The 22,873-nt window shown below is 57.0% G+C and carries 13 protein-coding genes; 6 read left to right on the forward strand and 7 right to left on the reverse strand.

Going from position 1 to position 22,873, the window contains the following annotated elements; genetic code table 11:
- The first annotated feature begins 138 nt into the window (after positions 1–138).
- From ACIQVE_RS15065 to ACIQVE_RS15085, 5 genes are all read left to right on the forward strand, one after another.
- Entirely contained in the window at positions 139–3,816 is a 3,678-nt protein-coding gene (locus ACIQVE_RS15065) for a Tc toxin subunit A (RefSeq protein WP_402809592.1), read from the forward strand.
- Between the two features lie 51 nt (positions 3,817–3,867).
- Positions 3,868–7,938, forward strand: a complete 4,071-nt coding sequence (locus ACIQVE_RS15070; RefSeq protein ID WP_402809594.1) for a neuraminidase-like domain-containing protein — start codon at positions 3,868–3,870, stop codon at positions 7,936–7,938.
- Entirely contained in the window at positions 7,931–11,665 is a 3,735-nt protein-coding gene (locus ACIQVE_RS15075) for an Ig-like domain-containing protein (RefSeq protein ID WP_402809597.1), read from the forward strand. The genes ACIQVE_RS15070 and ACIQVE_RS15075 overlap by 8 nt, the downstream gene beginning before the upstream one ends.
- Positions 11,666–11,928: 263 nt before the next feature.
- Positions 11,929–12,909 carry a hypothetical protein gene (locus ACIQVE_RS15080; protein ID WP_402809598.1) on the forward strand — a complete coding sequence of 327 codons (981 nt, stop codon included), beginning with the start codon at positions 11,929–11,931 and terminating at the stop codon, positions 12,907–12,909.
- Between the two features lie 38 nt (positions 12,910–12,947).
- Positions 12,948–13,991, forward strand: coding sequence for a hypothetical protein (locus ACIQVE_RS15085; RefSeq protein ID WP_402809601.1), 1,044 nt, complete (start codon positions 12,948–12,950; stop codon positions 13,989–13,991).
- Here the strand turns inward: ACIQVE_RS15085 and ACIQVE_RS15090 are convergent.
- The 6 genes from ACIQVE_RS15090 to ACIQVE_RS15115 are packed head-to-tail and all read right to left on the reverse strand — an operon-like array spanning position 13,986 to position 20,705.
- Positions 13,986–15,317 carry a DUF58 domain-containing protein gene (locus ACIQVE_RS15090; RefSeq protein ID WP_402809603.1) on the reverse strand — a complete coding sequence of 444 codons (1,332 nt, stop codon included), beginning with the start codon at positions 15,315–15,317 and terminating at the stop codon, positions 13,986–13,988. The two genes, ACIQVE_RS15085 and ACIQVE_RS15090, sit on opposite strands and share 6 nt — an antisense overlap.
- Positions 15,314–16,315: an AAA family ATPase gene (locus ACIQVE_RS15095; RefSeq protein ID WP_402809606.1), complete on the reverse strand. Its 1,002-nt coding sequence runs from the start codon at positions 16,313–16,315 to the stop codon at positions 15,314–15,316. Before ACIQVE_RS15095 ends, ACIQVE_RS15090 begins: the two co-directional genes overlap by 4 nt.
- Positions 16,312–17,475: a DUF4350 domain-containing protein gene (locus ACIQVE_RS15100; RefSeq protein ID WP_402809609.1), complete on the reverse strand. Its 1,164-nt coding sequence runs from the start codon at positions 17,473–17,475 to the stop codon at positions 16,312–16,314. Before ACIQVE_RS15100 ends, ACIQVE_RS15095 begins: the two co-directional genes overlap by 4 nt.
- A complete protein-coding gene (locus ACIQVE_RS15105; RefSeq protein ID WP_402809612.1) occupies positions 17,472–19,019 on the reverse strand; it encodes a DUF4129 domain-containing protein in 1,548 nt (515 codons plus the stop codon). Before ACIQVE_RS15105 ends, ACIQVE_RS15100 begins: the two co-directional genes overlap by 4 nt.
- The gene (locus tag ACIQVE_RS15110; protein ID WP_402809615.1) at positions 19,006–19,983 is read right to left on the reverse strand and encodes a stage II sporulation protein M; all 978 of its coding nucleotides are present in this window, start codon (positions 19,981–19,983) and stop codon (positions 19,006–19,008) included. Before ACIQVE_RS15110 ends, ACIQVE_RS15105 begins: the two co-directional genes overlap by 14 nt.
- Positions 19,980–20,705 (reverse strand): RDD family protein, encoded by a 726-nt coding sequence (locus ACIQVE_RS15115; RefSeq protein ID WP_402809616.1) that lies wholly within the window; start codon positions 20,703–20,705, stop codon positions 19,980–19,982. The genes ACIQVE_RS15110 and ACIQVE_RS15115 overlap by 4 nt, the downstream gene beginning before the upstream one ends.
- A gap of 181 nt (positions 20,706–20,886) precedes the next feature.
- Between ACIQVE_RS15115 and sbcB the strand changes: the two genes are divergently transcribed.
- Entirely contained in the window at positions 20,887–22,317 is a 1,431-nt protein-coding gene (sbcB, locus tag ACIQVE_RS15120) for an exodeoxyribonuclease I (protein ID WP_402809619.1), read from the forward strand.
- Between the two features lie 97 nt (positions 22,318–22,414).
- On the opposite strand, the gene mvaT is transcribed toward sbcB, so the two are convergent.
- A complete protein-coding gene (gene mvaT / locus ACIQVE_RS15125) occupies positions 22,415–22,792 on the reverse strand; it encodes a histone-like nucleoid-structuring protein MvaT (RefSeq protein WP_007933316.1) in 378 nt (125 codons plus the stop codon).
- Between the last annotated feature and the right edge of the window lie 81 nt (positions 22,793–22,873).

Consider the following 22,873-nt stretch of genomic DNA (forward strand, 5'->3'; position numbering starts at 1 on the left):
TCCGACGAGCGGTAACAAAACCTGTCAGATCTGACAGTAGATCTCTTCCTTCAAACAGCGCCAAATCTCAACCAAGACATTGCAGCCTGACATCATCGTCAGGTTGCTGCGGCCGGTTATCGACTCAAGGAACTGATCATGGCTCAAGCCCCTCGCCCCACGGTGCTACTGTACGAACAGTTGTTCAGTGAAGAACAACATGCACAGGACGCAGGTCTGCTGAGTCTCAAGACCTACCTTGCAGAGGGCGGTTCGATTTTCCCATTGGTGCAGAAGGGCGCGCCTGGTCTGGTCAGGGAATACGGCTTGAGCGTCGAAGATGCGCAGCGTTTTTTGCGTCGGGCCAACAGCATGGCCACCTATGTACGCCGCCAGTTTATCGAGCACACCCTTGTCTCTGATCAGAGCGCGCAGGACGATCCTTCTTCAGGGCTGTTGTCGATGGTCGAGGGCCCGAAATACGAAGACATTTTCAGAACCGCATTTGAAAACATGAGCCCCCCGGACGCGCTGGAGTCGTGCATTTCACCGGTGGCGTATCTGATCGATTTGCTGGTCTGGATTCGCGACCGTATCGAGCCTGAAGGCAACAAGGATCAAATCCCGCTGCGTCAGCGCCGTACCGACTTGATGGAGTTGTCGGTCGACTTCAATGCGGTTTACCAATCGGTGTCTTCGGTCGACATCATCACCGCCGTGCTGGAAGACTTTATAGTCGCGAACGATGCGCAAATCGACATCGAAAAAGCACTGATGACGTCGCGGTATCCCAATGGCCTGCCTTATTACCAGCACTGGGTCACGATTGATGGCATCGCCCAGCTCAAAGGACTGTCGGTGGGCGACTTTAACGACACCGTGGATTTGTCCTACCCCTACTTTTTAAACGGAGCCAGCGCTGTCCGTCCCGTGCAGGCCCTGGCACATGCTTCGCGTCTGGGTCCCTATCAGCGAGCATTGCTGACGGAAGATATGCTTGGCGATGATGAGGATTGGAAACAGTTTTATCTCGTTAATTTCGGTGTAACGGGAGTGGGAAGCAAGACTCTGCACCATGTTCCATACTTCGCCACGCAAACAAAACTCGATACTTTGACGCTCGAAAGTTTGTTATCGGTCAAGGCATTTGCTCCGGTACGTTCGGCCAACGTGACCTATGGCTCACCGGAGACAACGCAGGGACCCGAAAGCGGTCGTTCCGGCTCGGTTTACATCAATGCCAATAGTCACCCAGGTGTATCTATCACCACCGATATAACTTCAACTTTGAACATATTGTCCGTGGACCCCGAAAACGTCAAAGAGCGGGGAGCCTTCGACCGGATGAACCGCAAGATACGTCTGGACAACTGGCTGCAGCTGCCCAGCGATCAAGTGGACGCTTTACTGGCTGCCGCGATGCGGGCCGAGGAGCGTGGCAATCCGGGCGTTGCTGGCAAATGGCTGATTTCGGACAACGTTGTGCACGCCCTCGGGTTGTTCCAGATTCTGCGCCAACACTACAAATGCACGGCGACAGACTTTGCTGTGTTCCTCGATTGCATGTCGATTTACGGTCGTGGCGAAGCGGTTTCGCAGTTTGATCAGGTGTTCAACGCTCAAGCGAACTATCGCCAGCCGATGAAACTTGATAAGGGGAACTTCCCGGTGGTTCCGCAACCGGGGCCGGACGATATGACGATCAGCCAACTGTGCGCCGGCTTGCGGATTGACTTGCAGACTTATCAATATCTGGCAGTGGCCGTTGCCCGCGCGCACAACATCACCAACAACACATTGCAACGCAGTCTGCCAATCATCTCGAGCTTTTACCGGTTGGTGTGGTTGCCCCGGTGGTTGCGCATGACACCGCTTGAAGGCCTGCTGATGTTGCAGTCGCTGGGCGGCGATGACTGGGTCAATGGGCTTGCGGGCGAGCCTTCGATCAAATCTGCAGCCGGCGCCACCGCGGATGTATTGACGCTCATGAGTGCGATGGACGCCTGCGTGCTGTGGTGCAAGCGAAGTGACCTGTCAGTGATGTGGGTGATGCAGCACGCGGTTGAACTGTCGCCAGGGCGAGAGGCGTCGGAGCGCGATCTGGCGCTCTTTGAGCAACTGCGCAGTCTGCTGCCGAACGCGCTGTTCTCCAATGCCGGTTTGTTGATGGCCGGCCTGCCTCCTGCGGGAGCAGCAGACTGGCTGGACTTTCTGACGCAGAGCGTCGTGCCGCGTCCCGATGGTATTGGCGAGACGCTGGGACCGATTGTCGATGCCAGCGGCTTGGTGCTGGCACCCGCCGGAACGCCGGACGAATACCTGATCTTCGCCCGTAAACGGCTAGGCTGGGCTGTCGACAATGCGCTGGGCGCCACTTGGGCGTCTCAACGTGACGCCATGGTTGGCATCATGCTCAATGTGGTTCTGGAAGCCCGTGACGCGCAGGTGTCGGTGGTGAAAGAAACGTTGGCGGTCTATGCCGGCGTTGCGGTGGAACTTGCGATTCCAATCATCAATTGGGCCGGCACCACGGTTTTCCGTTTGCTGGAGCAATTGACCCAGCGGATCGGTTTGGCCGCTGACACCCGGGAGCAGAGGCGCACGCCCGAAACTGATCCGGTGATCGATCTGTTAGCCGATGTGCGACGGCGCAGTGAGGTGGTTTCAACACTGGAACTCAGTGCTGCGTTGTTGCAGGACTATCTCGATTACGGTCATCTGGCCTGGCTCGGTCAGACCGATAAATACGCGATATCGGTGAACACGCTTTATTACCTGTCAGTGTTCAAACGGGCATTTGCGCTCAGCGAACAACCGCAGCACAAACTGCTCGACTACCTACGCCAGGTCAATGCACTGCCAACCCTGTCGGTTGATGCCAGAACCCTGGCTTACCAGGCGTCGACCATCAAGCTGGCCGAGTATTTCGGCTGGAGCGTGCAGGAGGTGCGCGACTGTGTCAGTCGCATCGATCCCGTTCTGCCGATACTCAAGAGCTTGAAACAACTGGATTTGTTGATGCGGGTTCGGGTGATGTCCACAGCGACCGACATGGACGCCCTGACGCTTTTCCTGCTCGGCACGTTGCCGGCGACAGTTGACGACGGCGAATCCCAAAAAGCTTATGCCGACGCGGCCGAGCGCGCCTTGTTGAGCGAAACCGGTGAACAAGTGCCGCGTGTCGAGATGGCGGAGGATCTGCAACAGCTGGTTACTACGACTTGCATCGTCACGCCCACAGAGCTGATTGCCGGGAAACCCGGCGAAAAAGCCATCTTCACGGTGACGGTAAAGAACCCCGCAGGGCTGCCACTTGAGGGCGTCCCTGTTTACTGGAAGGTCGCGCTGGGCACTCTCCAGAAGAGCATTACCGACAAGGACGGTACGCTGAAGGCCGAGTACTTTCCCGGCACGACGATGGGGGCCGAAACGCCGATGTACTGGCTCGATCTGCTCGATCCCGAATACGCCCCGACCATCAACATTGTTGCTGAAGCCAAATCCATGGAGTTCCCGCTCTTCTACAGATCCACCGTGCCATCGACGGTGGTGCCCAGAGGGCAAGAGGTCGAGCTGTACGTCACAATGATGGACAGATACGGAAACCTCGGCCAGGACATGCTCGTGGAATGGTTCGCAACCCCCGTCAATTCCTCGACACTACCTCTTGCAATTGTCCGGCCCTCGCAAGCGTTCACCAATCAGGAAGGGTTCACGCGGGTTTTCGTCTCCAGTGCAACCGGCGGAACCTTTGTCTGCAGTGTGCTCAGCCACGGCAGTGAAGAACGGGCCAATTTTGATCTCATCACTTTCGAGGGCGATCAGGTCACGGAGTAAGCGCTCGCCTCACCAAGGGTTTGTCTCGGGTTTCCCCAAGGAGCAAGGATCATGGCACTGAGTGACATTGGCGTTCTGCTGGAAAAACGCCGTTCTGCACTGCTCGAATACAGCATTGGCCAAGTCAACAAAACGAAATATGAGTTTGTGAAAACACCGGCCGATGTGTTCGAACTCTTGCGGATGGACCCGTTGGACACGTTTGCGGTGCAGAGCTCCTGGCTGGCCGAGGCGACCAGTTGTGTGCAGCAATACATGCATGCGGTGTATCGCAAGCTGGAACCTGGCTTCACCACACATCAGTTCCCGCCGCATGACCTGGCCCAATGGCAGCTATACAACAACTATCCGGACTGGGCGGCGGTGCAGTTGATTACGATCTACCCGGAAAACTACATCAACCCCTTTGTTCGTCAACGCAAGTCCAGCCTGTTCAAGAACCTTGAAAACGACCTCAACCAGAGCCGCTTGACTACCGATTCTGTGCAGGCCGCGTTGCAAGGGTATCTGCATACATTCGAGCAGACCTGTGACCTGGATGTCATCAGTTGCTACATGGACGGCGCCACGCCTGACCTGGCCGATTACTATTTTATCGGGCGCCAGCGAGCGCAGCCGTTTCAGTACTACTGGCGCAAGGCCGAGATCGAACTTACGCCCACCTGCGTTGGCGTCAATCCGGCAGCCTGGAGTGAATGGCAAGCGATAGGCATTCAGCCGGGCAACCGGGTTCTGGAAACGCGCCCGGTGTTCTGGAACGGTCGCTTGTGGGTGATCTCGGCGGAATGGCGCGACAAAGTGGCCGGCCGAAAGACTGATGAGTTCCTGCCGGCCAATCTGAGTGTCAACCTCGCGTTCATGACGCAGAGTGGGCAGTGGTCGGCGCCGCTGAATGTGTTCAGTATCGATTTCGATGCCGCTGATGCACTGGTGAACTTTCGCTTGGTTGCTACGGTGTTGAAGGAGAGTCCCTCGTCGAAAGGCAAACTGGGGATTTTGATCACTGCGGGTCAAAATCCATATGTGCTGAAGAAGCACAAGATTTTCGATGTGCTGATGCGCCAGGACACAATTGACCTCGGCACTTGGCTGGATGCAGCAAGGGATCGATTTGCCACGCCGGAAACTGTTCAGCACTCAGTGGGCCATCAGGTAACGATGAATAGCTCGGGCAAACCCGAGGGGTCCATGTCACCTTTTCTGAGTCTGCAAGCCACCGCCGTGCGTGAAAAAAACGAGGACGTCGTTACAGTGATCGGCGCGTGCGAGCCAACAGGGTTGGCCAACGCCCCACAAACGCTTCCCTTTGTACTGGGGTTGGTGAACAGAGCGGGGGGCGATGATGAACTGAAAGTCGAACGTTCCCCCGCCGGTGGCTGGACCATCGGACCGCTGACGGTCAGGCGTGACGAAGGCTCATGGCCGCAACCCACCGCGTTCAAACTAGTCACGGAAGCTGGCGACTTTGGCGGTAGAGAGTTCGAGCTGACGATTGTCAATCTATCGGACTTCCCTGCGCCGACCCTGCTGAAAAACAGCGCTGACGCGGCGCAGTTTCTCTCCTTTAACCTGCCGACGGGGTATCTGAAGTACACCCGTCTGAATTCACTGTTCGGCCCTGAACTGGTCCAGCGCTCCAATATTTCCGTGGATGCAGTAATGGATTGGAGCACTCAGTTCATCGCCGAACCGACGCCGGCGGCTGATCCGACGTTCAAGGAACCCAACGGGGCGTATGACGGGGCCAACGGGCTGTTTTTCTGGGAGATGTTTTTCCATCTTGTGCATTTGGTGGCCAAAATCTTGCACAACGAAGGGCGCTTTCCCGAATCACAGAGCTGGCTGCATTACGTGTTCGACCCACAGGCGACGGAGGATAAGTCTGACGTTAATGGCAAACCACTCTACTGGCGCTGCCGGCCGCTGGCTAAAAACCAGGGTAACCCGGGCTGTGAAGCCCTGGCCCCCATCGACCCGGACGCCATCGGCTATGCGAAACCTGGACACTTCAAGCTTCTGATATTCAGCGAATACGTGAAAAATCTGATGGAGTGGGGGGACTGGTATTACCGGCAGTTGACCCGCGATAGCCTTGTGGCAGCCAAGCTGTGCTACGTACAGGCGGGGTTCCTGATGGGCAAGGCACCCACTGCGCGCACCGTGTCGCGTTGGCAGACCCAGACGATTGCCGACCTGTTGAAGCAGTGCGAAACCCGCCCAGAGCTTGAAGCCTTTGAACAGACATTGAGCTTCAGTCTGGCGGACGTACCGTCTGGCTCCGACGTGGCGCCCATGCTGGGGATGCTGGCCAGCGGGCCGTTCAAGGCGCCGATCAATCAGCCGCTGCTGGATCTGTTTGCGGCGCCAGAACAACGTCTGCACAACCTGCGCAACAACCTCACCATAGACGGCAAACCGCTGTTGATTCCGCTGTTCAGCCCGCCAACCGATCCGAACCAGTTGCTGCGGGATCTGGCAGCCGGCGGTGGCGCTGGCCCTCGGCCGATGGGCGGAAGGCTGGTGGTCAATGCGTTCCGCTGGCGCGTGAGCTTCGAAGTGGCAGTGCGTGCCGTGCAGGCGCTGCAGGACCTCGGTAGCCAGGTACTCGGCATGCTCGAACGGCGTGATCGCGCCGAGCAGGAGGAGTTGCAGCAAACCCATATGGTGGAATTGGGCGCGTACGCCACAACCGTGCAGGAACAGTCCATTGCGCAATTGCAGGCCAGCGTGACGGCACTCGAGCAAAGTCGTGCTGTGGCGCAGCACCGCGCTGAGGTGTACGCACGGCATTATGACGAAAACGTGTCGGCAGTCGAATACAAAGTCATGAGTAGCCTGTACTTGTCCAAACAGCTGGCGCTGGCGTCCTCCTTCATCAAGCCTGCGGCGGTGGTGGCGTCGCTGCCCAATATCATCGGGCTTTCCAATGGCGGGCATCGCTTGGACCAGACGATTGAGGCCGTGAGTATCAGGTTAGGCATTGCATCGTCAGTGGCGCAAATGGACGCCGACAAGCAGGCAACCACCGAAGCTTATCGTCGACGCCGTGATGATTGGCAACTGCAACGCGATCAGGCGCTGTTGGAATTAGAGGCCATCGATGCGCAAATCGAGGCGCAGCGCCATTCGGTCACCGCTGCTCAAACCAACTTGGCGCAAACCCTTCGCGCCAACAGCCAGGCGTTGACGGTCTACAACTACCTGAAAAAACGCGCGACCAATGCCGAGCTGTTCGGCTGGCTGCTCGGCCAGCTCAAGGCCCTGCATTATCAGGCCTACGATGCGGTCGTGAGTTTGTGCCTGACGGCGCAAAACTCAATGAACGCCGAAACCGGTGATTACGATAACCCAATCCCTTTGCCTCAGGTATGGCTCGACCAGCGCCATGGTTTCACGGCAGGCGAGCATTTGCGTGGGCACTTGCTGCGCATGGAGCGCGAATACCTGCAACGCTATGAGCGGTGGCTGGAACTGACAAAAACAGTGTCTCTGCGCAAGCTTTTTGACGACCTGATCGATCCGCAAAAAAGTGCAGGCAGCTGGGCTGAAGCGCTCGTGCAGTTGCAGGTCACAGGCTCACTGAAGTTCTGCCTTTCGCAGTTGCTATTCGATCGAGATCATCCGGGGCATTACTGCCGCCAGATCAGTTCGGTTGCAGTCTATCTGCCCGTTCTGCAAGGCCCCTACGAGGATGTGCGAGCCACACTGCTACAGATCAGCAGCAAAACAGCAACTCGGGCCACCACACAATCGGTGCAGTATTTGCACAATCCGCATGGCGTTGCGCCTTCCGATGTGCTGTTCAATTTGCGCGCTGGCCAGCAGATTGCCTTGTCGTCTGGAATTGCCGACCGAGGCATGACGGCGATGAAACCCGAAGAGGGCTTGCTTGACCCGTTCCAGTACACCGGAGCCGTGTCGTGCTGGGAACTGAACTTTCCGTGGCCGACAAAAGCTGCGCAATCGCAGGTGCTGGAGAGGATGACCGACATCATCGTGGTCATCAGCTACACGTCAAAATTCAGCGATACGACCTTTGTCAGTAAGGTGATGGATCTGGTCACATCGATCGAAAACCCCGAACAAGTCACGCCAGTCAAAGGAGCGCGCAATCATGGATGAACCCGTTATTCAAGCGAACGAAAGCCTGGTGCTCAATGGGGACTTTACCCATCTGACGGGGTGGAAGAGGGGGGGGCTAATCGGCACTGCAACGGTCAATTATGAAGGGAACTGGGTCAATCTTCTGGAGGCCTCAGACGAGGGGTGGGTTCGGCAGGTCTTCAAAATTCCAGTGGAACCAGGCATCAATGCACGATATACGCTGAGCTTTCTTTGTGAAGTGCGACACATCAAGTCAGGCTGGCTGCGCATCCTCAAAGGGCAGGATGTATTGCTCGCTATCGAGCTCAAACCCGCTGGCTCGAACCACCTGAAACACGTTGAGTCATCTGTGACGAGCGGGGAGACACTGGCTTTCATACCGTTTGAATATGATCAGGAGCTGCTGTCGGTGGCACGGGGTGATGAGCTGACCCTCGAAATCATCAGCCCGCAGAATGCCCCTACAGACAAGCAGTCGAAAATCCGTGTAACGCGCGTAAAAGTGCTGCTGCACCTGACGCAATTGAAACTAAAAGAAATCAAACTCGATGAGCAGACGCTGCTGCCGAACGCCCGGTTGTACCTCTGTCTGGGAACGAAAGAGGCCGAGTGCCCTCATGTGCTTAATTTCGTGACCGAATCTGATGTCTGGCTGGATACCGCAGTGTCGCTGAAAGCTCATGCCAATCCGAATGGAGCTGTGACCGCCGTACCCGACTGGGGAGTGAATCAGTCAATTGACTCGCATTGGTTGCTCGATATCCCCAGGATAGACGATCTGCCCTCTGAATTCAGTATTGCCCTGAGCAACCGCTATAGCGCCTTTCCCTATGTCATCGGCGTGTCGCTTGGGCACCACCGATTGGCTTTCACGGATGAGCGAGAGGCCGCCATTTACCCTGTGCTTGAGCAGGAACAGAGTGTGAAGCTGGGTTTGCGAGTGGTGTCGTATTACACCCACCAGCCATTAGCGGGCCAGACAATTACCTGGTCAGTTGAAGGGCTGGGCAGCACACACATGGCGATCACTGACGAAAATGGCTGGTGTGACTACGTTTATCAACCGACGACCGCCGGTGATTTTATTGTCATCGCTTCGGTTGTCAGCCCCTATTACGCCATTGGAGTCGTTACCCGGGAGTTTCAGGTCAAGGTGCTGGAGAAGGATCCGTGGCCAGATTTAAGGGCCGTTGTGGATGGCGAGTTGACGGCCTGGGAGGCGCAAGGTTATCCGAACCGGGGGAGTGCTTATCCGGTTCAGTTGCGATTTGCTGAGAACAATCCGTTGGTGAACACCGAACTTTCGTTGCACTTGAGCGGTGATCTTGCAGATCAACTCGGCGTTGACGTCAGCCCGGCGCTGGAGAGTCCGGTGCCGGTGACAACGGACGATCTGGTATGGACGCTGACCAGTAAAGATCAACTCGACGGTCGGTTCCAGCTGACACTGCGCTGTTCGAAACTGTTGGAACCCTCGCCGGCCAAACCGATGTCACTGGCGCGCAACCGGGTCAAAATCGGCGAGGTGCGCGAGGCTAACAAGTCGCCGATAGTGGACGAAGACGAAAGTGTGCTGCTGCGGTTGCAGGTGTTGTATGACACCTCTCTGGGCGATGGCGCCCCGGTCATTAATGCGCTGGTGGACTGGCGAACACCTGAAGGTAAGGTCATTAAGGGCGTGACCGGCGCCGATGGCTGGGCGAGCGTATCCTACCCGCCGGAAACAGCAGGCGAGTTGGTCGTCACGGCCAGCATCAAGGCACATCCAGATGCGGTCTCGATCAACCGAGACTTCACCGTCCACGCTATTGAGAGCAGCCCCTGGAAAAAACATGTGCAGATCCTGCTCGACGGCGAGACAGTCGATCTGAAAACGGTCGGTTTGCTCTGCCGACATGGGCAGACACATACCCTGAAGGTCGTGCCATATCCCGGCAGCCCTTGGACCAACACATATATCAGCCTGCGTTGGCGTGGCAGTGACCCGCATATCGGATTGAGTCCCTCTGACCTTGGACAATGGAAGCCTTTGTTGGAAACCGGCGCGGAGTGGACTCTGGATTCTGCGGCAGATGACAGCATCAGCAGTTTGTTCGATCTGGAATTGCGCCTTAATAACGAGGGGGTCGTTCGAGCTTTGCCCGGCAGGTTGCTATCGGCGGATCTGAATAAAGAAGTGCAACTGATGCTCGATCAGGTTCGGGCGCAGTTAAACGAACAATCCCTACATCCGTGTCTGGGGGCGATACACCGATTCAAAATCTTGCCAAACGCGCTGAGTCCTTTGGTGGGGCTGAAGACTGAAGTGAAATGGACGGGAGATTCCGCCGAGAAGCTGGGTGCAACGATTGAGCCGGCGTTAGATGTTTCTCAAACGCTGGACGATGGAGGCGTGGTCTGGACGCTGGACTTTTCCGCCAGCGAGCAACGGGGGCAATTCGAACTGACCCTTGCCTTGCCTGATCTGGATTTTGTTTCGGTCGCGAAAACGATGGATCTGCATCACAACAAAGTCAGGATTAAAACGTTGCATGAAGCAGCGGTGTATCCGGTCGTTGGTCAGACTCCGGTGTGGTTGTCGGCAAAGCTCGAATCGCACTTTACAGGCCAGCCGGTAGGGCAAGTTACCGTGAAATGGTGGAACGGCGCCGATATCGTCAACGTACAGACCGATGATGACGGCTTGAGCCGATTCCCCTTTGCGCCGAAAACGGCCGGCGAGCATTCGGTGGTCGCATTGGTATTCAGCGACTTTGATAACTACGAAGACTCCGGCGAGATACTGGTCAAAGCGTTGGCGAGCGATCCGTGGGACGATCTGATGGTGTGTTTTGAAGATCAGCCGGAACAACCGTGGGGTGAGAAAACCTACTTCCCGCGGAACAAAGGGTCTTACGCGTTCAGGGTATCAGCGAAGACAGACAGCGAGCTGTGCAATCACCAGATTGCGCTGGGCATGACGGGCACAGGGCCTGCGCAACTAGGCATACGCTTTCTTGAACCGGCGCTCGGGAAGCCGGCCTCCTTAAGCAGCGCGGGGATTAATTATCTGTTTATAGCCGATGGCACCAACGATGGCAGCTTCGGTTTGTGCTTTGCCTCCGAGCTACTGGCGGACCTGTCCCCCGTGAACGCGATGTCCTTGGGCGAGGGCTCGCAAGTGATAAAAATTGCCGAGCGTCAGAGCGTCCACCAGACGTTGTTCTGGGGTGATGAGGTGTTTGAGGCGATCACGGTGGTCTCCTCGGTTACGAGTAAACCGATGGCGGGCAAACCCGTAACCTGGCGCAGTCCTGACCTTGGGGAAGTAACGACGGACAGCAGTTTTCAGGGCGTAGCGGGTACTCGCTTTGTTCCCGTTACACCGGGGGCGTTTGAGTTGATTGCAACAGTTGGCGATGCGCTGTATTCGGAGTCGCTTTCGTTGTCGTTTTTCCTGAATGAACCTCGGGAAATTCACTCATTCACCAGTCCGAAGCCCAGTGGCCATCTCGGAGAGCGGGTTTACGCTGTCGTTAATGTAGTGTCGGCCCTTACCGGCGAGCCTTTGCAGGACGTCGAGGTTGAATGGGAATACCCCGACAGAATTCTTGCACCGACCAGAACCGATGCCCACGGGGATGCTCGGGTTGAATTCAGATTACCAGGCATAAGACGTGCCTGGCTGCTTGCCTCCGTAAAGGGTGGCTTTGCCGGATGGGTAGTTAAATCTCTTGAGTTTCAGTTGGTGCCGACTGACGTCTAATCCTGTTGGAGGTTTTATCCCTTTGCTTAAATGTCGAAGCCCACTGGCAGTGTAAATGGCGAGAGCATAAGTTGGACCAATGTGCCAAAGACGTTATTGGCAGATAACGTTTGTGCGCGAGTAGTTTAACTGCGAATACAGTTTTTCTGGTAGCGAACCTGATGCTGTGTTTACGGTGGAGATACTGTTTTTTATTTTGATCGGAATAACGAAGTCGTTGTTTGGTTGTCGTGGTTTGGAGTTATCACAAAGGAGTCATTTACATGAATACTAAAACGATGCCTAGCTCGGAAACCTGGATGCAAGAGTTTACCCCCTATGTCAATGGCCAGCGAGTGAAGTGGCCTGACTTGGCATTGAATTTACTGGAAGGCGACGAATGCACACTAACACTGGACTATGAATACAGTTGGCTGATCGGTGATCCGTTCGCCTTTATTACTCTGCAGTATCAGTATGGCCAAGAGGGGCGCGGTCTGGTTTTCGATCCCCCTTTGATGCAAGTGATTAAAATGGCCGAAGGAACCACTTCGTTGAGTTGGACTATTAAAACGGATGGCGCACCAAGTGGAACTTTTGGATTGGAATTTAGCATACCTTTAATTACCGAACTTCCGGTGTCCCCACCAGTGCCGGGGACGATATTGAATCTGGCGCAGGAACTGGACGTTAAATTTGACGAGTTTGACGTTGCCTTCGGAGGCGGCGGCGTCTTCCCGTGCCATGGTGCGAAACATACGTTGACCGTTCGACCAAAACCCGCCAGCAAATTGCTGGATAAACCTATAAAACTGCAGTGGGAAAAGGCACCTGGCGCAAATCTTGGAGTGGCGATTACACCAGCATTGGGCAAAGAGGAAGTGCTCACGAAGGAGGGGAAAACATGGGAGTTGGACTGTCTCAACAGTTCCCGGAATATGGATTTTTCCTTGCAGATGACGCTAGTGGAATCGGGATCAACGTCATCACCAATAGCTATGTCATTGGCCCATAACCTTGTGAGCGTTGAGCGAAGGATTAAAGAACATTGGGGGCATCCAGACCTTACGTGGTATTCGCACCATATCATTGCTACGTCGGTTTTTTTGAAAAAGCCTGCATCAGAAGTTTTGGTGACTATAGTAAGAGATGGTCGTGATAGTTATTTGAAAGCAGACTCCAATGGGGAAGTTGTGGTGAATAACCATAATGGTGCAAGTATTAAGATGTCAGTGCTTAATTACTATAGCGGAGTGGTTGTTTGATTGGTGTGCCGAAATGTTTTTTTAAGGGAGTGATAAGCATGAACGAAGAAATTATACCCAGCTCAGATCTCTGGCATCGAGAGTTCACGCCCTACGTAGATGGCCGGCGGGTGAGGTGGCCTGACGTGGCGTTAAATTTGTCAGTAGGCGACGTCTGCACGTTGACCCTGGACTATGAATACAGTTATTTGATTGGCCAGCCTGAAAGCCGTATTGGTTTGTATTACCTGGCTGGTGAAGATGGGCTTGGACTGATTTTTGACCCGCCTTTAGAGCAGTTGATTGAAATGCCGATAGGAACCACGTCTGTAAGTTGGACTATCACGGCGCAAAACGCACCCAGCAATGCGTTTGTATTGCAATTCGGTCTTCCACGCGTTGCCGGCCTACCGAGGTCACCACCAGTGCTGGGGACGGTGTGGAATCTGGCGCAGGAACTGGACGTTAAGTTTGACGAGTTTGATGTTGCGTTCGCAGGCAACGCTTTTCCATGTCTTGGTGCAAAGCACAGGTTGACCGTTCGACCCAAACCCTTCAGCCATTTGCTGAACAAGCCGATAAAACTGCAGTGGGAAAAGGCACCTGGCGAGAATTCAGGTGTCAAGATTGCACCTGATCTGGGGAGAGAGGAACTGCTCACGCTGGAAGGGAAAACATGGGAGCTGGACTGTCTCAACAGTACCCAACGAGGGGATTTTTCCTTGCAGATAACGTTAGTGGAATGGGGGGTAACGTCTTCGCTCTTAGCTATGTCATTGGCCCATAACCTTGTGTGGGTCAAGCGTTGGACAACGCCAGAGTTCAGCTGGCCAGACATGAATTGGAACAAGCGTCACATTCAGGCGACATCTGTTTTTTCGGGAAAGTTGGCAGAGGGTGTTCCGGTCAATAAAGCCGGTTCCAGCCAGACTTACAAGCACACCAATTCATTGGGTGAGGCCGCTACGGATATTGCTTCACAAGGAGGGGGCGGCTGGAAATTCGCAACCGATACGACGGAACGATCGTTTGATACGGCTTGTGGGTCGCTATGCAATAAACACCTTTTCAATGAGAGAGGGTGTTTTACTCACCACCTATAAATCCCCCGCCTTCTTTAATGCCAGATACCGTGTCACCAATCCAACGCCTAGTTCAAAGGGGCGCGAATCCAAAAACTGGATGTCATGAGCATTCAACCGCTCATGCAGTTCCGCCCGTTCGTTCAAATAATTCACTGTCCCGCAATAGGCTAATGCCTCGGGTAATGTTTGCACTGGCGACTGACGCAACGTGTCGAGTGTGTCCTCGCGCAGGCTCGCCACCAGCACTCGATGTTGCTTGCCCAAGCGCTTGACTGCTTTCAGCAGTTCTTCATCGTCTTCATCACGCAGGTTGGTGATCAGGACTACCAGCGCACGGCGTTTTTGTCGGACCAATAATTGGTTGATGGCGGCCTGGTAATCGGCCGGGCGTTGGCTGCTGTCGAGGTCATAAACCGCGTTGAGCAGTACGTTCAGTTGGCCGTTGCCTTTCGCCGGCGCAACGTAGCGCGGTTGGTCACCCGCGAAAGTACTCAAACCCACCGCATCACCTTGGCGCAGGGCCACATAACTGAGCAGCAGGCAGGCATTGAGCGCGTGATCGAAGTGCGACAGCTCATCGTCCTGACTGCGCATGCGTCGACCACAGTCGAGCATGAAGATGATCTGCTGATCGCGTTCATCCTGATATTCGCGGGCAATCGGTGCGCGTTGGCGGGCCGTGGCTTTCCAATCGATCTGGCGCAGGCTGTCGCCTTCTCGAAATTCACGCAACTGGTGAAACTCCAGACCCTGGCCGCGACGTTGCCGTTGGCGTACGCCGAGCTGGCTGAGCCAGTTGTCCACCGCCAGTAGCTGGCCGCCGTAGAGACGCGCGAAGTCCGGGTAGACACGGGTGTTGTCGATAACGCTGAGCAGGCGTTTGCCCGACCATAAACCCAGTGGACTCGGCAGACTGATTTCGCACTGCTCGAAGCTGAAATGCCCGCGCTTGAGCGGTCGCAGGCGATAGCTGATCTGGCTGTGCTGAGCAGGTTGCAACTCGACGTTCAGCGGCAGGTTTTCGAAACTCAGGCCATCGGGCACGTGGTCGAAAATCTGAATGTTCAATGGCTCGGCAAAATCATGCTCAACCTTGAGCTGCACCGCACCCCAGCGCCCGAGCGCGAGGCTGCCGGGCATCAGTCGCGTGATCCGCACGGTGGGCAAACGCTTGAGGCGCACCGCGTCGAGCGTCGCCAATGCCAACAGTGCCAGCAGCAATCCCCAGTTGATCGACAGCAGACTGGCCGGGAGCTCGATTTGCAGTGCCTGCAACGTGCCGAGCACGATGCCGATGGCCAGCAGTACGGCGACCCAGCTTAGTAATAGTTTTGAGGGTTTCACAAACGCGGCGCCGGAATCTGGTCGAGCAGTTGCTGGAGCACCTGATCGACTTGCAGGCCTTCTATGTCAAGCTCCGGGGCAATGCGCACACGATGGCGCAACACCGCCAGCGCGCAGCCCTTGATGTCATCCGGGATCACGAACTCACCGCCGCGTAACAAGGCTCGGGCGCGGGCGCAACGCACCAGTGCAATCGAGGCGCGTGGCCCGGCACCGAGGGTCAGCCCCGGCCAGGTGCGGGTGCTAAGCGCCAGGCGCACGGCGTAATCGAGCACCTGATCGTCCAGCGGCAAATCGCTGGCGATGCGCTGCAAGGCCTGCACGTCCTTGGCTTGCAGCACCGTGCGCAACGGCTGCACATCGAGCATGTCGGCGCGGGTCGAGCGACTGACCTGACGCACCATGTTCAATTCCTGATCCACGTCCGGGTAGTCCATGCGCACCTTGAGCATGAAGCGGTCGAGTTCAGCTTCCGGCAGTGGATAAGTGCCTTCCTGTTCGATCGGGTTCTGCGTGGCCAGCACCATGAATGGCTGAGCGATCGGCAGGGCGCGTCCCTCAAGTGTGACCTGGCGTTCCTGCATTGCTTCGAGCAGCGCTGCCTGGGTTTTCGCCGGGGCGCGGTTGATCTCATCGGCCAGCAGCAGGTTGGTGAACAACGGGCCTTTGCGCAGCTTGAACTGTTCGGTGTGCAGGTCGTACACGGCGTGGCCGGTGACGTCGCTGGGCATCAGGTCGGGAGTGAATTGAATGCGCGCGAATTCACCACCGAAGCAACGCGCCAAGGCCCGCACCAGCAAGGTCTTGCCCAGTCCGGGAACGCCTTCAAGCAGCACGTGCCCGCCAGCGATCAGCGCCGTCAGTACGTCGTCGATCACTGCGTCCTGACCGATTACCGCTTTGCGCAATTCGCTGCGCACCGCTTGGGCCAGTTGACTGGCGCGCTGGCGTTGCTGGGCGGCGTGGCTGGCGCTGCCGGGCTCGATCTGTTCAGTCATAGCGTGTTCCTCAAGGTTTGCAGGTGGGCGACCTGGCGACAGAAGTCGGCGCTGGACATCCGCCGGTTCGGCACCGGGCTCAAGGCCTGGCTGATGGCGCGGGTGGGTTGTCGCGTCAGGCGCGACAACGCCAGCCATTGTTCGGCAACGTTCAATTGATCGAAACCGGGATGTCGGCGCCGGGCACGGCGCAACACGTCTTGTTGCAGGGCCTGTAACAGCGCCTGCTGACCGTTATGCCGAAGCATGAAATCGGCGCTGGCTCGCAAGTGTTCTTGCAACTGCCGACGGCCACTAGGGGCGGGCGCCTGAAGAGGGCCATGGCGCACGCCGGCCTGCCAGAGCCACAAACCGATCAGCGCCAGCAGGGCGACGATGGCTTGCGGAAAATAGCGCCAGAGCAGCGTCAGCAAGCCATCGTGTTCGGTGTTGTAGATCAGTGTGACGTCGGTGTCGGCACTCAGATACCAGAGCAACCACGCGTTGTCGTACTGGGCGATCGCCGTGGTTTTCCACAGCTCGGCATCGGTGACCACCGTGATCGAACCGAGGCTGTAGGCCAGTTGCATCATGTGTGTGGCCTTGGCGCTGTTGGCCCAGGCTTGCGCAATATTCTTCGGGTCGTCGAGGTGGAAGTCGGTGTCGAACCCGGCGTAGGCCGGCGCGTCTTCGTCCTCCAGATACAACTTGGTCAATGTCGGGTACGGGTCTTTCTCTTGATCGGCGGGCGGATCCTTCAGATCCTTGCTCAGGGATTGATGCAGTTGCACTCGATCAAGCAGCAGGTCGTTGCTCTGTTTTGTCTGTTCGTCCCACAACGATTCCGCGACGAATACCAGCCGTCCGCCAGCTCGCGTCCAGTTCAATACTTGATCGACCTGGCGCGGGGTCATCCGCGAACGATCGTTGAGCAGCAGCAGGGTGTGTCCGCGCGGTTCGATATCCGGCAGCACAGCCAGGCTTTCGGCATGGCTGACGTTGATGTCGCGATCACGCAAGAACATTTCCGCCGCCAGATAGGGATTGGCCTGTGCGGCGGGCGAGGGGCCGTGATCGATTTGTTCCTGATAAGGCTTGGCGGCAAAGAAGAGAAAAACCCCCAGCGCACTCAGCAGAGCGACGATCAATGCGCCGACCCACCACAGCGTGCGCCGATTCAACGGGACACTCCATGGCCGAACAACGCGCGCCAGCCATCGCACAATTCCTGCTGCAGATGCACCGCCGGTACGCGATGCCCGTAGGCCATGTTCTGCCAATGGGTGGTCAGGGTGCGGCTGAAAGCGAGCAGTTCCGGACGCTGGAGTTGTTCGACTCGGGCCAGTACCTGATTTTCGGTGTCGGCGGCTTTCAGGGTCAGATCAAAGTCGTGGAGCAAGTGGCTGAGCAGGCCACGATAGAGCAGGCTCAGGGCCGCGCGTGGCTGACTCTGCCAGAGTTGTTCGGCGTGGGCGGCGATATCGTCGGGCAAGGTGTCGCGGTTCAGATCCAGACCGAAGACTTGCTGTGACGCTGGCCGTTTTGCCCGAGGGGGCAGCGCCGGACGGCGGCTGACGAACGCTTGCAGGAACTCGCGATAACGCCAGATCAGCCAGCCAAGCACGGTGATCACCGTGCCCCACAGCAACACTTCGATGATCGTCGCCAAGGCGTTGAAGTGCTGACCGTCCAGCCAGCCCAATAGAGTTTTGAGCCACTGCGGGGCTTCACCGGGTTTTTCTTCTTTGGCGGTGGTTGCCGGGTCATCGCCAAAGCGATAGCGGGTAACGGATTCCGGGTTTTTGAATGGTGGCTGTTCGAGCAGCGCCTTGATGCTGTCGCGCGATACCTGACTGGTCAGTGGCTGATTCAACAGACGTGGAGCGTCCGGTGCATCAATGGGCTCGACCGCCCACACCGGTTGCACATTCGGCAGCAACAGACACACCGCCAGCAGCACGCCGAGCACGCTGCTGTTCAAACGTTGGCGCAAGCGCCGGAACACCAGTTCAATGTCCCAGGCCTCCAGTTGCGTGCGCCGGTTCAGATAAAGGCTGAACCCGCAGGCCACGTAGATCGGCTCCCACACCACCAGCACTAGCGCATAAAAGGCATTGGTCAGATGCTCCAGCCAGCGCCAGTCGTGATCCGCGGCGAGGATCAACGACTGCCAGTCCCAGTCGATTTCAATTTGCTGAGGCAACAACATATAGAACAGTACCAACAGACCAATCCACAGTGCCGTTTCCAGATGCACGCCGATGATGGTCAGCCACTGCGCGGCGCCGGCGTTGCGTTGCAGCAGCACCTGCAGACGTTGTTGCCGAGCGTCGCCGGCCAGACCTTCGAGTTGCACCACGGGCATCAGAAAACTGCGGCTGAAGGTCAGCCGTCGCCAGGTCAGGCTGGCCAGCAGTTGTGGCTTGAGCAGGCGCGGCCACTCTCGCAGGGCTTGTTTGAGTGTCGGGGTTTCGCCGAACAGGGCTTTGGACAGGATGTACAGCGGCAGACGTTCGTAGGCCGGTTTCAGCCACCAGAAGATAAACACCGCCAGTGATGGCGAGTCCCACAGCAACACGCTGAGCAAGGCGAACAGCGGCAGGGTGACGATCGCCCAACTGGTCATCAGCAGACGCCGATGTTGCTGGCTCATGAGTACGCCCAGGTCCATGGCCTCCCATGTTGTACGCGGTCGGATCACCACCGTGGCGTCACTCAGGCGCATAGCGTGTCCTTCCGGCGAACAGCAAATAGCTGGCGACCAACACCCAGAGACCGGCGCCGGCCAGGTATTTGGTGAGCGGCGCGACGCTGGTTTTTGACGACCAGTACGCTTCGATGAACGCCGCGATCAGCAAGAACAGCATCACCCCGCAGATCAGCAACACGCTCTTGCGTGCGGCGCGTTTCAACGCTTCGGCGCGGGTCAGACGGCCCGGCGCGATCAATGCCCAACCCAGCTTCAGACCTGCGGCGCCGGCCAAGGCAATGGCCGTCAGTTCGAAAGCACCATGGGCGATGACGAATGACCAGAAGGTCTGGCCGAAACCGATTTCGCTCAGGTGCCCGGCCACGGCGCCGATGACCAGACCGTTGTAGAGCAGGAAAAACGCGCTGCCCACGCCCATCAGCAATCCGCTGGCGAACGTCTGAAAGGCAATGCCGATGTTGTGCATCACGTAGTAACCGAACATTACCCAGTCTTCGCTGGCGGCCCGCTCGGCCGGGCGCCCGAGGTGACCGGCCACTGGGTCATACATGCCTTGCATTTCACGCACTTGATCGGCGGGTATGAGGTTGTAAACCAACTCGGGGAAAATGTAGACCAGAACCCCGACACCGATCAGGCTGCCAAAAAACAGCAGGCCGGCGACCAGCACGAAGGGCCATTCGCTGCGCACCAGGCGCGGGAAGTCGGCGAGGATGAAGCCGAGCAGGTTGGCGCCCAGTAGACTGCGATGCCGGTACAGTTGTTGATGACCGCGCAGCACCTGCTGTTGCAGAGAGTCGATGAGAAAACTGCTGTAGCCGCGTTCCTGCGCCAGCGCCAGGTGTTGGCAAAGGCGCCGATAAGCCTTGGGAAAACCCGCCACTTGCGAGGTTTCCTTGCCCCGTTCGAGGCGTTCAAGGGCCAGCGCAAAACGCTCCCATTCGGCCTTGTGGCGACTTTCGAAAAGACTTTGCTTCATGTCGGGCCCAACAAGCCGCGAGCGATCCCGTTGAGTTCGGCGACGGCTTTGGGGGCGGAAATACGCAGCGGCTGGGCCAGCAAACCGGCTAGCTCATTGACCCGTGCGGGTGACAGTTCACCTTGGCGCTCAGCAAAACCGAGCACAGCACGTTGCTCGCTCAGGGTGAGCGGCACGGGCGCACGGCGGGGTTCGGCGACGGGTAATTGCGGGCGGGTCAGCGGGCGTTCGCTGTACACCACCAGCGTACCGGCGGCGATATCGCCCAAACGCTTGAAGGTCGGGTGTTGCAGGCAACTGATGGCGCCGAGGAAGTAGCCGAACGGCAGCAGGTCGACAAAGCGCAGCAGGTTGCGCAGCAAGGAGGCCGACCAGCCGATGGGGGTGCCGTCGTCGTGCACCACCCGCAACCCCATCCATTGTTTACCCGGCGAGCGTCCCTGACGCAGCACTTCGAACAGCACCATGTACCACCAGCTGATCGCAAACAACAGCAGCGAGCCAAGGCCCATGCCGAGTCTGCCGAGCAACGCCAGCACGATGAACAGCACGCCCATGATCAAGCCACGAATCCCCAGATCGATCGCGAAAGCGATGGCCCGCACCATCAACCCGGCCGGACGCAACGGCAAGTCGATGCCCTCCGGCGTTTCGACCTGGTGCCGTGTATCCAGCGGCGGGGCCAGCGATGCTTTCCTTGGCGGTGCTGTAGGCTCGAGCATGGGCTACCTGATGTTCGCCTGTTCGGGGTGCAAGTGGGGCCGATGCTAGCAGCCTCTCGGGGGAAAACGACATAACTATGTATTGCACATCGTGTGTCACCCGGTGGTTGAATGACGCGAGGCTGGCCGCAACCGCGGTTGAGCGCCTAGACTTCGCCGATCTTCAGTTCAGGAACCGCCCGTGACTTCCATCTTCTGGTACGACTACGAAACCACCGGCATCAATCCCCGTTGCGACCGGCCGCTGCAGGTTGCCGGGATTCGCACCGATCATGAGCTCAACGAAATCGACGAGCCGGTCAACCTCTATTGCCAGCCCAGCGAAGACATCCTGCCGCACCCGGCCGCGTGCGCGATCACCGGTATTAGCCCAAGCCAGCTCGCCGAAAAGGGTTTGAGCGAAGCCGATTTCATGACCCGTGTTCACGCGCAACTGGCTGCTCCCGGAACCTGTGGCGCGGGTTACAACACCTTGCGTTTCGACGACGAGATGACGCGCTACAGCTTGTATCGCAACTTCTTTGACCCGTACGCCCGTGAATGGCAGGGCGGCAACAGTCGCTGGGACTTGATCGACGTGGTGCGTGCCGCCTATGCCTTGCGGCCGGACGGGCTAGTCTGGCCGACTGATGACGAGGGGCGCGTCACCCTCAAGCTTGAACGCCTGACGGTCGCCAACAACATTGATCACGGGCATGCCCACGAAGCGTTGTCCGACGTGCGCGCGACCATCGCGCTGGCGCGGTTGATCCGCGAAAAGCAGCCAAAGCTTTACGACTGGCTGTTCCAATTGCGCAGCAAGCAAAAAGTCATGGATCAGATTCGCCTGTTACAGCCGATGGTGCATATCAGCGGACGTTTCTCGGCGGCGCGCAGCTATGTCGGCGTGGTGCTGCCGCTGGCCTGGCACCCGAAAAACCGCAACGCCTTGATTGTCTGCGACTTGCACCTTGATCCGCAGGGCTTGCTCGATCTGGATGCGCAAGCCCTGCGCCAGCGCCTGTACACCCGTCGTGACGATTTGTTGGAAGGCGAGTTGCCGGTGCCGCTCAAGCTGATTCATATCAACCGTTGCCCGGTGGTAGCGCCGTTGTCGGTGTTGCGTGCGCAGGATCAGCAAAGATTGGGTCTGGACATGGCGCTTTATCAGGAGCGAACGCTGCGACTAACTGACGCACAGCAAGTTTGGAAAGATAAAGTTGCGGCGATTTATGCCAGTGAAGATTTCACCCCGAGCGAGGATCCGGAACAACAGTTGTACGACGGATTTATCGGTGACCGCGACCGGCGTCTATGTGAGCAAGTCCGAGCAGCCGATCCTGCTCAATTAGCGCAAGAGCAATGGCCTTTCGATGATGAACGTTTGCCTGAATTACTCTTTCGATATCGAGCGCGCAACTTTCCAGATACGTTGAATTCTGAAGAGCAGGAGCGCTGGCAAATATTTTTGCGGCAGCGTTTGTCCGAGCCTGAATGGGGTGCGCCAAATACCTTGAAATCTTTTACAGAGGCCGCAGAGCAATGGTTGCTTAGTGCGACACCGGTGCAGAGAGAGGTGCTCAATGAATGGCAGAATTATGTCCAGGCATTACGCAAACGTTTGAATCTTTGAAATCGAACATGGCCGGGAACAAATTCCAGGCATAAAAAAACGCCAGCATTCGCTGGCGTTTCTTTTTTCGCGGATCGCTCTGCGAAGGCGTTGCGGCTTAGCCCAGCAGGGTAGCCCAGCCTTCAACCACGTCACCGCCCCACTTGGCTTTCCACTCTTTCAGAGTTTTGTGGTTGCCACCTTTGGTTTCGATGACTTCGCCGTTGTGCGGGTTTTTGTATTGTTTAACTTTGCGAGCACGCTTGGTGCCGGTAGTTTTTACTGCGCCGCCGCGTGGTGCTTTGGTTTTCGATTCCGGATCCAGCAGCGCGATGATGTCACGCAGGGATTTGGAGTATTCGCCCATCAGGGTGCGCAGTTTGCCTTCGAATTCCAGCTCGGTTTGCAGTTTGTCGTCTTGCGACAGGTTCTTCAAACGGGCTTGCAGCTCTTTGATAGCTTCTTCGGTGGCGCGATATTCGTTGATCAAGGACATGATTACTACCTTAGTAGAGTGCTGGATGGCAGGGTACAGTGGCGCAATAATAGTCAGGCTGTTTCATCAAGTAAACATTTA

The organism is Pseudomonas sp. NPDC098747, assembly GCF_044760045.1.
Lineage (GTDB): Bacteria > Pseudomonadota > Gammaproteobacteria > Pseudomonadales > Pseudomonadaceae > Aquipseudomonas.

Excerpts from the sequence above, each read along its gene's own strand:
- ACIQVE_RS15065 (WP_402809592.1), top strand. The coding sequence starts at position 139 with ATGGCTCAAGCCCCTCGCCCCACGGTGCTACTGTACGAACAGTTGTTC.
- ACIQVE_RS15070 (WP_402809594.1), top strand. The coding sequence starts at position 3,868 with ATGGCACTGAGTGACATTGGCGTTCTGCTGGAAAAACGCCGTTCTGCA.
- ACIQVE_RS15075 (WP_402809597.1), top strand. The coding sequence starts at position 7,931 with ATGGATGAACCCGTTATTCAAGCGAACGAAAGCCTGGTGCTCAATGGG.
- ACIQVE_RS15080 (WP_402809598.1), top strand. The coding sequence starts at position 11,929 with ATGAATACTAAAACGATGCCTAGCTCGGAAACCTGGATGCAAGAGTTT.
- ACIQVE_RS15085 (WP_402809601.1), top strand. The coding sequence starts at position 12,948 with ATGAACGAAGAAATTATACCCAGCTCAGATCTCTGGCATCGAGAGTTC.
- ACIQVE_RS15095 (WP_402809606.1), bottom strand. The coding sequence starts at position 16,315 with ATGACTGAACAGATCGAGCCCGGCAGCGCCAGCCACGCCGCCCAGCAA.
- ACIQVE_RS15105 (WP_402809612.1), bottom strand. The coding sequence starts at position 19,019 with ATGCGCCTGAGTGACGCCACGGTGGTGATCCGACCGCGTACAACATGG.
- ACIQVE_RS15110 (WP_402809615.1), bottom strand. The coding sequence starts at position 19,983 with ATGAAGCAAAGTCTTTTCGAAAGTCGCCACAAGGCCGAATGGGAGCGT.
- ACIQVE_RS15115 (WP_402809616.1), bottom strand. The coding sequence starts at position 20,705 with ATGCTCGAGCCTACAGCACCGCCAAGGAAAGCATCGCTGGCCCCGCCG.
- mvaT (WP_007933316.1), bottom strand. The coding sequence starts at position 22,792 with ATGTCCTTGATCAACGAATATCGCGCCACCGAAGAAGCTATCAAAGAG.